Source organism: Micromonospora sp. WMMD1219 (assembly GCF_049315215.1).
GTDB lineage: Bacteria > Actinomycetota > Actinomycetes > Mycobacteriales > Micromonosporaceae > Micromonospora > Micromonospora tulbaghiae.
In genome coordinates this window covers 6,368,433-6,381,675 of record NZ_CP186057.1, presented here as the reverse complement: position 1 = coordinate 6,381,675, position 13,243 = coordinate 6,368,433, and the positions used below count along the sequence as shown (strand labels likewise).

Sequence of the window (13,243 nt, the reverse complement as noted above, 5' to 3'; positions counted from 1 at the left end):
CGTTGCAACGATCCCTAGAACCCAAGGGTTTCCGGTGGGGCCCTTCTTCGTCGTGCGGTCAGGACTCCAACAGGAGCCGGTCGAAGTCGTGCTGCACCACCGACCAGTCCCACTCACGCAGCGCGTACGCCGACGCGTCGCGACCGGCGGCGCGCCAGGCCTCCTCGGTGGCGGTGGTCTCCAGGATCCGCTCCACCGCCTCCTCCGGACTGCCGACGACCCAGCCGTTCGGGTAGAGCGTGCGGGCGCTGTGCGGCCGCCCGGCGAAGAACGGCCAGTCGCGCACCACCGGGACGGCGCCGCTGGCCGCGCCCTCCATGAGACCGCAGTGGCAGCCCTCGCGCACCGACGAGCTGATGATTACGCCGATGTCGCTCAGCATCTTCGGCACCTCGTTGGTGGGCCCGAGCCGGCGCACCGCGCCGTCCGCCTCGAACTCCCGCACGTCCCGGTTGAACGCCTCCAGGTAGTCCCGGCTGGCCACGCTCACGTTGGGGTTCATGTCGCCGCCCACCAGCAGCAGCCGGTACCGCTCGTCGCGGCGGCGCAGCAGTCGCAGCACCTCGACCGCCCAGCGCGGGTCCTTGGCGACCTGGCTGATGCCCACCATGCCGAGCTGGAAGCGGGCCTCCGACGGCTTGTCGATCTGGAACCCGCGCAGGTCCATGGCGTTGTCCAGCACGTGCGTGCGCGGCCCGTCCGGGCCGTTCAGGTAGGGCACCAGGGTGGTGGTGAGGTCCCGGATGTGATCGGCGACGAAGACCAGGTCGTCGATCCGGGAGAAGTCCACCATGTACGGCCAGCGCGACAACGCCTCGTAGCTGTGCAGGCGGACGATGATCCGGGTGGTGCCCGGGTCCACCATGGTGAACAGCGCCGCCGGCGCCACGCACCAGTCCACGAAGACGGTGTCCGCCCAGTCGAGGTACGGGCGCAGCCGCTCCTCGGCCTTGTCGCCGTAGGGCGTGGAGTCGGCCGACAGGCGGTGCTCCAGCATCGGCTTCGACGCCCAGGTCACGCTCTTGAGCGCGGCGTTGGCCGCCAGGTCGACGAACCGGACCTCGACCTGCGGGTGGGCGTCGTAGTAGGACCGGATCAGCTTCAGGAAGTTGTCGTTGGCGCTGGTGGCGATCAGCAGCCGCAGCGGCCGGTCGGTCGGCGGCGGCGCCGCCGGCTGGAGCCGGCCCCGCGGACTCGCCACCGTGGTCGCCGCCAGCGAGCGGCGGAACGGCGCGATGAAGCCCTCCGGGTTCTCCGCTAGCGGAGAGGTGAGCTGATCGATGTGCAGCACCCGGTCGAACGCCAGCGTCATGGCCCGGTTCAGCAGGTCTGCGGCGGCCACGTTCTCGTCCGCCCGGTGCCGCTGGTCGGCCACCTTGAGCAGCGCCTCGACCGCGCCGTTCAGGTCGCGCGGCGGCATGCCGGCCTTGAGTTCGCGGCTCGCCGCCTCGCCGAGCATCCGAGCCCGCGCGGTGGGCTTGCGGAGCTTGCTCGCCGTGGCGGTGAGGACCATGGCCTCGCCCTCGGGCCGGTCCGCCCAGGCCATGCCCTTGGCGACCTGCCGGGCGACCTTGGTCCGCACCGAGTCGGGCATCTTCGGCGCCTTCAGCGCGCTCAGCCAGAGCTGGGTGCCGGCCTTGCTGCGCATGATCGGCCGGGCGGTGACCGCGTTCACCGCGGCCCGCGGGGCGCCGCTGATCAGCCGGTTGACGCTCTGCCGCACCAGCGCGGTGGAGGGGATGCCGTTGGCCAGGCGCTGGAGCGGGCCGCCGGTGCCGTGCCGGTCCCTGCGGTCGGCAAGCGCCTGCACCGCGGCCTGGATGCCGTAGCGGGCGTCGGCGGACCGGTTGCGCTGCGCGAACCGCCACACCGTGTAGACCGCGTGCGCGTCGAGGGCCACCAGGACGTCAGCGGTGCGGGCCTGCTCCCGGGCCCAGGGCTCGCGCCGGATCCGGCTCCATACCCGTTCCCCGGGCACCTGCCGGGCCAGCGCGCGGGTCGGTGAGTCCTTCGCGATGTCCACCGGCAGCGCACACACCCCGTCGAGGTGGAGGTCCTCCGGCAGCTCGTCCTGGCTCAGGGCGCCGACCAGGTGGACGCGGGCGCCGGCCTCACGCAGCCGCTGCACCGCCGTGCTGAGAATCCCCGCCTGCGGGGCCACCCCCGTCACCAGCAACACGTTGCTCATGCGCGCACCCCACCGGATCGTTCGTCCTGCTCCGTCGTCGAGTTCGCACCCGACGGACGCACCACCGCGCCGTTGACCGGCAGGTCGTGCGGTTCCGCCAGGGCGTGCGCGGCCAACCGCTCGACCGCGTTCTGCATCAGGATCTCCCGGGTGAACGGGTCGGCGTGGTGCCGGACCCCGTCGCGCTGCTCCTCGGTGGCCTCCACCACCATCCGGGCGGCCGCGCGGAAGCTCTCCACCAGGCGCAGCTCGTCCAGGCCGCAGGCACCCGTCCACAGCGGGTGGCCGTCGAGCACCCGGGACGCGTCGTGGTCGACCTCGTGCACCGAGACGATCGGCAGGCCGGTCGCCATGTACTCGTACACCTTGCCGGAGGTGACGTACCGGCCGCCGATGAGGATCAGCACGAGGGCGTCCCAGCCGCCGTACGTCTCCGCGACCTCCGCCTTGCGTACCGGGCCGCCGAAGGAGACGCCGTCGGCCGCCGCCTCGCGGATCAGCTCGGTCAGCCCGTTCGCCTCCCGGTTCGCGCCGGCGCCGATGTGCCCGCGGATCTCGAACCGGGCGTTGCGCAGCAGCGGCTCCTGCTTGCGGGCCTCGCGCCACGCGTCGAGCACCACGCCGAGCTGGTGGGTGGTGTAGTTGACCGTGCCCAGGTAGCCGAAGGTCAGGCCGGCCTCCGGATCGGGCTTCCGAGGACGGATCGCCGGGACGCTGTCCCGGTCGTAGCCGTTGCGGACCACGTGCACCCGGTCCGCCACGTGGGGGTAGCGCGCCCGGTAGTGGTCGGCGATCGGGTCGTTGACCACCCAGAGCGACTGGCAGTGGTCGAGGATCCGGCGCTCCCAGAGCCCCGCCTCGGAGTCGGGGGTGAAGGCCTGGCCGCCGTTGACCACGTCGATCGACCAGCCGTCGCGGAAGTCCACCGCGTACGGCACGCCGTGCAGCTCCCACAGCTTCCAGGCCGCGGCCAGGTTCACGTACGGCACGCAGCTGGCCAGCAGCAGGTCGGCCGGGTGCTGGCGGTGCACGTCGAGCACCGCCCGCTCCAGCGCGCCGCGCCAGCTGCCGAAGACCGGCTCCGGGAAGATCCGCCTCTCCCGCTTGCGCAGGTTGGTCAGCCACTTCGCCGGGCGCAGCGCGCGCTCCTCGCTGAACTGGCGGATGTCCGTCTCGAGGTCCTCCCGGGCCAGCGGCAGCTCGACGACCTTGATCTCGGGGTCGACCTGGTCCAGGAGGCTGTGGTCGAGGCCCGAGTCCCGCTCCCAGGAAGCGGCCGTGATCGTCACCACGGTGACGTCCCAGCCGATCCGGCGGAACTGGTTGGCCGTCTCCCGCATCCGGTAGGCGCAGCTCTTGGCCGCCGGCGGGAACCCGATGGCCAGGTAGATGAGGTGCGGGCGACGACCGCGAACGGCCGCCCCGCGGCCGTTCGCGGTGGAGTGCGACATGTCGAGGGATGGCGTCATGGTCGGGCGAACACCCCGAGTCTCTCGGTGGGTGGGCAGGGTCACTTCGCGGCGAGGGTCTCGACGACCCGCTGGGCCGCCCGGCCGTCGCCGTACGGCGTGCCCTGGGCGGCGGTCGGCGCCGGCCGGGTGGCGATGTCGATCCATTCGGCGCGGGAGTGGACGGACGGATCCGGCACCAGGCGGTTCCAGCCGTCGGCCAGCGTCTCGATCCACTCGGTCTCCGGCCGGAGCGTGGTGCACGGCCGGGACAGGAGGTAGGCCTCCTTCTGCAGGCCACCGGAGTCGGTCACCACACCGGCCGAGGAGAGCACCGCGGCCACCATGCCGGCGTACGGCAGCGGGCGGCCGACGTGCACCGCGCCGCGGCCCAGCTTCAGCCCGTGCTCCTCGGCCTTGGCCACCAGCCGCGGGTGCGCCAGCAGCGCCACCGGCACGGGCAGGTCGGCCAGGCCGTCGAGCAGGGTGGCCAGCCGCGCCCGGGAGTCGGTGTTCTCCGCCCGGTGCAGCGTGGCCAGGAGGTACGGCTCGTCGGCGCGGATGCCCTCCGGCAGCGCGGGCGCGGGGTGCCGGCCGGCGAGGACGGCGTCCCGGACACCGAGGCACACGTCGACCATCACGTCGCCGACCATGACGGACCGGGCGGCGAGCCCCTCGGCGGACAGGTGCCGCATCGCCTCCTCGGAAGGCGCGAGCAGCAGGTCCGCCGCGTGGTCGGTGAGGATGCGGTTGTGCTCCTCCGGCATCATCCGGTTGAACGAGCGCAGGCCCGCCTCCAGGTGGGCGACCGGCAGGTGCAGCTTGACCGCGGAGACCGCGCCGGCGAGGGTCGAGTTGGTGTCGCCGTAGACCAGCACCCAGTCGGGCTTCTCGGCCTCGAAGACCGGGTCCAGCGCGGCGAGGGCCTTGCCCGTCTGCACGCCGTGCGAGCCGGAGCCTATCCCGAGGTGGATGTCCGGGTCAGGGATGCCGAGACCGGAGAAGAACACGTCGGAGAGGTCCGCGTCGTAGTGCTGGCCGGTGTGCACGATCCGGTGCTCGTGCTCGCTGGCGGCGAACGCGGCGGCGATGGGAGCGAGCTTGATCAGCTGAGGGCGTGCCCCGACGACGCTGATGACCTTCACCTGTATGACTCCTCGTGTGATCTCGTGAAAGGCAGCTGCGCGTCGGCAGGCGCTGTCCCTTGAGTCAGAGACGAATTCTGCCTCAGCCGGACGTGACCGCCAAATTCCCGCACCGGGCGCGAGACAAGCGTCAGCCACATGTCGCTTGGCCGTCACCTTCGCGCCGACCACCCGGTGTCGTGCCGCCAGTCCCCGGTCGAGACCCGTAGGATTCGCCGGTGTGACGACGGCACATCCCACCGGCAAGCCCACGAGCAGCCCGCCCGCCGACCCCCCGGAGGCCGTGACCGAGAACGGGGACGCCCCGAGCGTACCGCCGGCACCGCAGGTCTCACCGACCCCGCCGGTCACCGCGGGCCCGGAGGCCACGGCCGCCCTGAGCCGCCGGTGGTGGTCCCGGCGCCGCCTGGCCGACCTGCTGGTCGGCGTGGCGTTCGTGGCGGGCGCCCTCTGGGTCACCGGGCGGGGCTGGCTCGACGTCGACGGGCGTCTGCTCGGCAGCCGGCCGGACGACCAGGGATTCAACGAGTGGATGCTGGCGTACGCCGCGCACGCGGTGAGCAACCTGGAGAACCCGTTCTTCACCACCCTGCAGAACGCGCCGGACGGCGTGAACCTCATGTCGAACGTGGGGATGCAGTTGCCGGGCATCCTCCTGACGCCGGTCACCCTGCTCGGCGGCGCGCCGCTGTCCTATCTCCTGCTGATCACGCTGAACCTGGCCGGCACCGCCTTCGCCTGGTACTGGGTGCTCGACCGGCACCTGACCGGCAAGCGGGCCGCCGCCGTGGTCGGCGGCCTGTTCTGCGGGTTCGCCCCGGCGATGGTGACCCACTCCAACGGGCACCCGCACATCACCGCGCAGTGGCTGGTGCCGTTCCTGGTGTGGCGGATCGTCCGGATGGCCCGGTCGGTCGCGCCGGTCCGGGACGGCCTGATCCTGGGCGCGTTGGTCGCGGCCCAGTTCTTCATCTCCGTCGAGATCCTCTTCCTGGTCGCCCTCGGCGCGCTGATGGCCACGGTGGCGCACCTGGCGCTGCGGCCCCGGGAAACCGTCCGGCTGGCCCCGCGGGCGCTCGGCGCGCTGGCGGTGGCCGGCGGGCTGGTGCTGCTGGTCACCGCCTACCCGCTGTGGATGCAGTTCGCCGGGCCCCAGCACCGGATCGGGCACCCGGGTGACCCGGACGTCTACACCCTGCGGGTGCGTTCGTTCGTGGCCTACGCGACGGAGTCGATCGGCGGCGGGCCGGAAAGCGCCCAGGGACTCGCGCCGAACACCACCGAGCAGGCCAGCTTCTTCGGCTGGCCGGTGGTGGTGCTGGTGGCGGCGGCGGTCCTCGGGCTCCGCCGGGAGTTGGCCGTCCGGGTGCTGGCCGTGGTGGCGCTGATCTCCGGCGTGTTCTCGCTCGGCTCTACGCTGAGCTGGGGGCCGGCGAAGAGCGACGTGCCCGCGCCGTTCGCGCTCCTGCACGACCTGCCGATCGTGGACGCCATGGTGATCGCTCGGTTCGCGCTGATCACCACCGTCGCGTTCGGGCTGCTGCTGGCGCTCGCCGTGGCCCGGCTCGACGGCCTGGCGGCGCGGACCCCGCGGGTGGCCGCGCCGCTGCGACTGCTGACCGCGGCGGCGCTCGTCGGCGCGCTGCTGCCGATGCTGCCGACGCCCTTGCCGGCGAAGGGCCGGGTGCCGGTGCCCGAGTTCGTCACGTCCGGCGAGTGGCGTGGGTACGTCGCCGACGGGCGGACGCTGGTGCCCGTGCCGGTGCACAACATGACCTCGATCAACTGGGGCTCCGCGGCGCTGACCGGCTTCGCCGTGCCGCAGGGCTACTTCCTCGGCCCGACCTCGCCGACCGACGACACCGGCCGCTGGGGCACCCCGCCGCGCCCGACGGCGCTGCTGCTCACCGCGATCGGCGCCGGTACCCGCCCGCCGACCGTCGGCGCCGCGGAGCGCGACCAGGCGCTGGCCGACGCGCGGTGGTGGCGGGCGGACGCGGTGGTGCTGCCCCGACACGCGCACGAGGCCGAGCTGAAGGCGTTTCTGGACGCCTGCTACGGGCCGGGGCAGCGGGTACGCGACGTGTGGCTCTGGGACGTGCGGCCGGTCACCCGGTGAGCGGCGGCGCCGGTCAGGGCGAGGACCGCCAGACCAGCAGCAGGTAGCCACCGAAGTAGGCCGAGGCGGCGGTCATCCCGAGCAGGATGATCACCGCCCGCGCGGTGCGGGCGGTGGCGAGCGCCCGGGCCACCGGGAGCAGCAGCGCGAACGCCGGCACCAGGAAGCGCGCCTTGGAGTTGAAGTATCCGGAGGCGCCGATCGTGGTGATCAGCAACAGCCCGCTGTACGCCAGCAGCGGCCAGGGCTGCCGGTCGACGACGCTCAGCGCCATCAGGACCAGGCTGGTCGCCAGCACCGCAACGATCAGATAGAATTGGAGCTTGGCCGGCTGGTCCAGGGTGGTCCCGGTGAACCGCAGGGTCCCCGCGCCGCCGTCGAAGGTCGAGTGCCAGCCCTCGGTCTGGATCTGGAACCAGCCGTCCACCCGGCCGGTCCGCCAGCCCACCCAGCCGACGAAGCCGAGCCAGCCCAGCGGCGCCACCAGCAGTGCCACCGCCGGACGCCACGTGCCCTGCCGCCGCACCAGCGCGATCAGCCCGGCCAGCATCACCACCGGGATGAGCGCCGTCGCGGTGGGCCGGGTGGCCCCGGCGACGAGGCAGAGCACCCCGGCGGTGAGCCACCGGCCGGTCAGCACCGCGTACAGCGACCAGGCGGCCAGCGCCGTGAAGAGCGCCTCGGTGTATGCCATCGACTCGACGACCGCGTGCGGCAGCAAACCCCAGACCACCGCCAGCAGCACCCCGGTGCGCCGGTCGTGCAGGTGGTTGCCGACCGCGAACAGCCCCCAGGCGGCGGCGAGCGAGGCAAGCCAGGCCAGCGTGATCGCCGTGCCGCGGAACTGGAACGGCGACAGCGGCTCGGCGAAACGGATCAACAGCGGATAGAACGGGAAGAACGCCAGGTTGCTCTGGAGGGTTTCCGCCCGGTCGTACCCGTGTTCGGCGATGGCGAGGTACCAGCTGGCGTCGGCCCGGTTGCCGATTTGCTTGGTGAACGACGCGTCCCGGGCGTGTCCCCAGATCGCCAGCGTGACCAGCCCGACGGCGCGGACGGCGGCGTAACCCACGAGCGCCGGCCAGGCGGCGAGCAGCGCCCGTCGCAGCCGCCCCGGCCGGGCGCGGCCGGATGTCGACCCGGTCGCCCGCTCGTCCTGCTTTCGGGGTTCGGCCTCGTCGGTGGCCCCGTCCCCGCCGATTGCCGATTCCGTCACCAACGTGCGCCCCCTCGCAGGTGTTCTGGCCCCCGGGTGAGACTAGCAAGCAGCCCGGCCGGGCCGGCGTCCACGCGTCCGCGCCGACCGGCCACTTCCGGCTCGCCGGAGCGCCGGCCGGATGCCACCGGGCGGCCACCCCCGTGCCGTACACTCGCGGAGGTTCCGTTCGGTGCCGCGGCCGTGCGGCGCGGACGGCGCAGGCGAGGTCGCTCTCAGCGCGTCGAGGATCGTCGACGCGGGCGCCCGTTGCCGGCGGCGGATCCCCGCCCACAGCGACCAAGGCGATGGAGAAGGATCAGATGAGCACGCCGGACGTCAGCGTCATCGTCGCCGCCTACAACACCATGCCGTACCTGACCGCCTGCCTCGACTCGCTCGTCGGGCAGAGCATCGGCCTGGACCGGCTGGAGGTCGTCGCCGTCGACGACGGCTCCACCGACGGCAGCGGCGCGGAACTGGACCGCTACGCGCAGCGTTACCCGAACACGGTCCGGGTGCTGCACCAGGCCAACTCCGGCGGCCCGGCGGCGCCGAGCAACCTGGCGCTGGACCACGCCCGCGGCCGGTACGTCTTCTTCATCGGCTCGGACGACCACCTCGGCCCGGAGGCGCTGGAGCGCCTCGTCGACGCCGCCGACCGGTGGGACTCCGACGTGGTGCTGGGCCGGATGGTCGGCACCAACAAGCGCTACGTGCACCAGGCCGTCTACGCCACCACCCAGGAGCGGCTCGACCTGTTCGACAGCGACCTGCCCTGGTCGTTGTCCAACACCAAGCTGTTCCGCCGGGATCTGATCGAGCGGTACGGGCTGCGGTTCCGCACGGACATGCCGATGGGCAGCGACCAGCCGTTCACGCTGGAGGCGTGCTTCCGGGCGAAGAAGGTGTCGGTCCTCGGCGACTACGAGTACTACTACGCGGTCAAGCGGGACAACGCCCAGAACATCACGTACGCCAGCCGATTCGAGGAGCGGCTGCGCTGCGCGGAGGAGCTGGTCGGGTTCGTCGCCGGGCTGATCGAGCCCGGCCGGCGGCGGGACGCGGTGCTGGTGCGCCACTTCACCTGGGAGGTGGCGAAGCTGCTCCGCGCGGAGTTCCTCGCCCTCGCCCCGGACGTGCAGCGGCACGTCCACGACCGGGTCCGCAAGCTCGCCGAGGCGTACCTGACCGACGGGGTGACCGCCCGGATGGCGTCCGAGGAGCGGCTTCGGGTGGCGGTGGCGCGCGACGGCGACCTGGACGCGCTGCGCACGCTCATCGGCCAGCAGTCCGACCGGTCGCTGCCCGAGGTGGTCGTCGACGGCGACCGCTGGTACGCCGACCACGTCGGCTTCCGCGACCCGGCGTTCGGCTACCCGGACGACTGGTACGACGTCACCGAGCGGGCCGCCGCGATACTGGCCAAGCTGACCGCGACCGGGCTGGCCTGGGGACGCGACGCCGCCGGGGCCCGGGCCCTGGTGGTCACCGCGCGCAGCCGCTGGGCCGAGCTGGCCGAGCTGAGCGCGGAGGCGCTGCGGGTCAGCGTGGGCGATCTGACGGGTGTCACGTCGGTCGACTCCTCCGGCCCCGGTACCGTCGTACGAACGGACTTCGCGGTGGACCGGCTGCTGGCGGTCGTCGCGGGGACGGGCGAGCGTCGTATCGTACGCGCCGAGGTCTCCGCCCTGGGCGGGACGGGCTCGGCGCCGTTGCGCACCGACCGTCCCGTCGCCGCACCCCGGCTGGTGGCCCGGCGCGGTGTCCGCTGGCACCTCGTCACACCCACCACGAACCACAAGGGCCAGGTGATCGTCGTGATCACGCCGGTGACCCCCGGTCGGTTCCTTGCCCGCCTGCGCCGAATCTGGCCCTCTGGAGGAAAGTAGTTCATGAACATCTGCGTCGTCGCGCTCGGCAAGATCGGTCTGCCGCTGGCCGTGCAGTTCGCGTCCAAGGGGCACCGGGTGATCGGCGCCGACGTCTCCGAGCGGGTCGTCCAGCTGGTCAACGACGGTGCCGTGCCCTTCCCGGGCGAGGCCGACCTGGACGTCAAGCTCAAGGAGACGGTGGCCGCCGGCCTGCTGTCGGCCACCACCGACACCGCCGCCGCGGTCGCCGAGTCGGAGGCGGTCGTCGTGGTCGTGCCGCTGTTCGTGGACGCCGACGGCGTGCCGGACTTCGGCTGGATGGACGACGCCACCCGGGCCATCGCCCGTGGGCTGAAGCCGGGCACGCTGGTCAGCTACGAGACCACGCTGCCGGTCGGCACCACCCGTAACCGGTGGGCGTCGATGCTCGCCGAGGGCTCCGGCCTGACCGCCGGCACCGACTTCCACCTGGTGTTCAGCCCCGAGCGGGTGCTCACCGGCCGGGTCTTCGCCGACCTGCGCCGCTACCCGAAGCTGGTCGGCGGCGTCGACGAGGCGTCGGCCGCGCACGGCGTGCGGTTCTACGAGGCGGTGCTCGACTTCGACGAGCGGCCCGACCTGGACCGCCCCAACGGCGTGTGGGACCTCGGCTCGGCCGAGGCGTCCGAGCTGGCCAAGCTCGCCGAGACGACCTACCGGGACGTGAACATCGGCCTGGCGAACCAGTTCGCCCGCTTCGCCGACACCGTCGGCGTGGACGTCACCAAGGTCATCGAGGCGTGCAACACGCAGCCGTACAGCCACATCCACTCGCCGGGCATCGCGGTCGGCGGCCACTGCATCCCGATCTACCCGCGGATGTACCTGTGGAACGACCCGGCCGCCACCGTGGTCCGTTCGGCCCGCGAGGCGAACGCGGCCATGCCGGAGTACGCGGTCGACCTGCTCGCCGCCGCGTACGGCGACCTGACCGGGGTGGGCGTGCTGGTGCTGGGCGCCGCCTACCGGGGTGGCGTCAAGGAGACCGCGTTCTCCGGCGTCTTCCCGACCGTGGAGGCGTTGCGCCGCCGGGGCGCGGTGCCGTACGTCTCGGACCCGATGTACACCAACGAGGAGCTGGTCGCGCACGGCCTGCCCGGGTACGACGGCGAGCCGGTCGGCGCCGCGGTCATCCAGGCCGACCACGCGGAGTACCGCACCCTCGCCCCGGCCGACCTGCCGGGCGTGACCGTGCTCGTCGACGGCCGCCGCGTCACCGACCCGGCGCGCTGGACCGGCGTGCGCCGGGTGGTCATCGGGGGCTGATCCCACCGGCTCCACGGGCCCCGGCCGTCTCGGACGGCCGGGGCCCGTCGCATGCCGCGGCCGGGGTGACGCGGTGCGGAGTTCACCTGCCGGACACCCCGGCAATACTTGTGTGATGTGGCCCGTTTAGGGTCGCAGCCGTCGGAGATCGACTCGGACCGACATCGGCCGGGCAGACAGGGAGCGTGTCGTTGTTCAGCAGAGTACGCAGCCAGCAGGGTCTCGCCGCGGTCGGCGCGACGCTCCTCGGCTACGCGGTCATGGTCCTCGCCGGAGTGCTCGGCCTGGTGGTCCCGTACGCGGTGGCCGCGGTGGTCGCCTTCGCCGGTGAGCTGGCCCTGGCCGGGCGGCACACCGGGACCGCCACGCTGCTCGACAAGGCCGGTCTCGGCGAGACCTTCCGGCGGCTGGTGCGGGACCTGTCGGTGGCCCTGCTGGTGATCGCCGCGGTGCGCCCGGGGGTGGCCGGCACCGTCGCCGTCCTGCTGCTGCCCGCCGCGCTGTGGACGGTGGCCGTGGCCACCAACGCGGTGACCAAGGTGATCGACGGCCGGGTCGACCCCCCGGCGTACACCCGCAACATCGACCTCGGCGCGCTGCGGCGGGTTCCGGTGCCGCCGGCCTGGGCGCGGCGGCTGGCCGGGCTGCGCATGCCGCTGCTGAACGTGCTGCTGGTGCCGGCGGCCGTGGTGGCCGCCGCGCTCGACCGGGTCGCCCCGGTGGTGGTCACCGGCCTGGTCACGCTCGCCGCCGGCCTGGTCACCGCCGCGGTGCTGGCGCTCACCGCGCTGCGCGGCCGGGGCAAGGCGCCGGGTGTGCTGCCCGCCGTGCACGACTGGATGGCCCGGGAACGGCCCGAGGTGGCGCTCTACTTCGCCGGCCCGGCCAAGGACGTCTACCAGGCCAACATGTGGCTCGCGCCGGTGGAGGCCACCGGCCGCCGCGCGGTCGTGCTGCTGCGCGCCGCGGACGCGTTCGAGCAGCTCGCCGACACCCGGCTGCCGGTGATCTGCGTGCCGGCCGGCGTGGACTTCATGAACCTGGACCTGGGCTCGCTGCGCGTGGCGCTGTACGCGGCGAACGTCGGCGCCAACATCCACCTGCTGCGGGAGCCGGGCGTGAAGCACGTCTTCGTCGGCCACGGCGACAGCGACAAGCAGGCGAGCGTGAACCCGTACAGCAAGGTGTACGACGAGGTCTGGGTGGCCGGGCCGGCCGGGCGGGAACGGTACGCCCGGGCCGACGTCGGCGTGCTGGACCGCGACATCGTGGAGGTCGGCCGGCCGCAGCTGGCCGGGGTGCACACGTTCGGCTCCGGCGCCGCCGACCACCGTTTCACGGTGCTGTACGCGCCGACCTGGGAGGGCTGGCTCGACGACGACCCGTACCACACGTCGCTCGTGCTGATGGGGGAGCGGATCGTGTCCGGCCTGCTGGCCGCCGGGGACGTGCGGGTGATCTACAAGCCGCACCCGCTGACCGGGACGCGCTCGCCCAAGGCCCGCGCCGTGCACGAGCGGATCGTGTCCCGGATCAGGGCCGCCGGCGGCGAGACCGATCCGTCCTCGCTGGACGGCGTCGCGCACCTGGTGGTCACCGGCCGTACGCCGGGACTGTTCGACTGCTTCAACGTCACCGACCTGCTGGTCAGCGACGTGTCCAGCGTGGTCTCCGACTTCGTGCAGAGCGAGCGGCCGTACGTGGTGGCCAACCCGGCCGGCCTGCCGGAGGACGAGTTCCGGCGGCAGTTCCCGACGGCGCGGGCGGCGTACCTGCTCGCGGCGGACTGCGGCGAGCTGACGAAGATCCTCGACGTGACCCGGGCCGGGGACGACCCGATGACCGGGGCGCGGCGGGAGCTGAAGGAGTACCTGCTCGGCCCGGCCGGGTCGAACCCGATGGACCGTTTCCGGGACGAGATCGGCCGGCTCTGCGGCTGAGGCGTACCGGGGCGGGGGCGACGACCGGC

8 protein-coding genes are annotated in these 13,243 nt (G+C 73.1%); 4 read left to right on the top strand and 4 right to left on the bottom strand.

Annotation, left to right across the window (positions count from 1 at the left end; translation table 11 throughout):
* Positions 1 to 58: 58 nt before the first annotated feature.
* From ACN27C_RS29790 to wecB, 3 genes are read right to left on the bottom strand one after another with little or no spacing between them, the layout of a single operon-like run.
* The gene (locus ACN27C_RS29790; protein ID WP_422749563.1) at positions 59 to 2,188 is read right to left on the bottom strand and encodes a glycosyltransferase; all 2,130 of its coding nucleotides are present in this window, start codon (positions 2,186 to 2,188) and stop codon (positions 59 to 61) included.
* Positions 2,185 to 3,657, bottom strand: coding sequence for a glycosyltransferase (locus tag ACN27C_RS29785; protein WP_422749561.1), 1,473 nt, complete (start codon positions 3,655 to 3,657; stop codon positions 2,185 to 2,187). The genes ACN27C_RS29790 and ACN27C_RS29785 overlap by 4 nt, the downstream gene beginning before the upstream one ends.
* Positions 3,658 to 3,698: 41 nt before the next feature.
* On the bottom strand, positions 3,699 to 4,781 hold the full coding sequence (gene wecB, locus ACN27C_RS29780; protein ID WP_422749559.1) for a non-hydrolyzing UDP-N-acetylglucosamine 2-epimerase: 1,083 nt from the start codon (positions 4,779 to 4,781) through the stop codon (positions 3,699 to 3,701).
* A gap of 220 nt (positions 4,782 to 5,001) precedes the next feature.
* Here wecB and ACN27C_RS29775 point away from each other — a divergent pair, with 220 nt between their 5' ends.
* Entirely contained in the window at positions 5,002 to 6,900 is a 1,899-nt protein-coding gene (locus tag ACN27C_RS29775; protein WP_422749557.1) for a hypothetical protein, read from the top strand.
* 13 nt (positions 6,901 to 6,913) lie between these two features.
* On the opposite strand, the gene ACN27C_RS29770 is transcribed toward ACN27C_RS29775, so the two are convergent.
* Positions 6,914 to 8,116, bottom strand: coding sequence for a hypothetical protein (locus ACN27C_RS29770; RefSeq protein WP_422749556.1), 1,203 nt, complete (start codon positions 8,114 to 8,116; stop codon positions 6,914 to 6,916).
* 302 nt (positions 8,117 to 8,418) lie between these two features.
* Here ACN27C_RS29770 and ACN27C_RS29765 point away from each other — a divergent pair, with 302 nt between their 5' ends.
* From ACN27C_RS29765 to ACN27C_RS29755, 3 genes are all read left to right on the top strand, one after another.
* Entirely contained in the window at positions 8,419 to 9,987 is a 1,569-nt protein-coding gene (locus ACN27C_RS29765; RefSeq protein WP_422749554.1) for a glycosyltransferase family 2 protein, read from the top strand.
* Positions 9,988 to 9,990: 3 nt separating this feature from the next.
* Positions 9,991 to 11,274 (top strand): nucleotide sugar dehydrogenase, encoded by a 1,284-nt coding sequence (locus ACN27C_RS29760; RefSeq protein WP_349877973.1) that lies wholly within the window; start codon positions 9,991 to 9,993, stop codon positions 11,272 to 11,274.
* A 191-nt stretch (positions 11,275 to 11,465) separates the two neighbouring features.
* A complete protein-coding gene (locus tag ACN27C_RS29755) occupies positions 11,466 to 13,214 on the top strand; it encodes a CDP-glycerol glycerophosphotransferase family protein (RefSeq protein ID WP_422749552.1) in 1,749 nt (582 codons plus the stop codon).
* Positions 13,215 to 13,243 lie beyond the last annotated feature (29 nt).

What these genes read in the sequence shown, in the direction of transcription:
- ACN27C_RS29790 (WP_422749563.1), bottom strand. Translation starts at nt 2,188, where the DNA reads ATGAGCAACGTGTTGCTGGTGACGGGGGTGGCCCCGCAGGCGGGGATT.
- ACN27C_RS29785 (WP_422749561.1), bottom strand. Translation starts at nt 3,657, where the DNA reads ATGACGCCATCCCTCGACATGTCGCACTCCACCGCGAACGGCCGCGGG.
- ACN27C_RS29765 (WP_422749554.1), top strand. Translation starts at nt 8,419, where the DNA reads ATGAGCACGCCGGACGTCAGCGTCATCGTCGCCGCCTACAACACCATG.
- ACN27C_RS29760 (WP_349877973.1), top strand. Translation starts at nt 9,991, where the DNA reads ATGAACATCTGCGTCGTCGCGCTCGGCAAGATCGGTCTGCCGCTGGCC.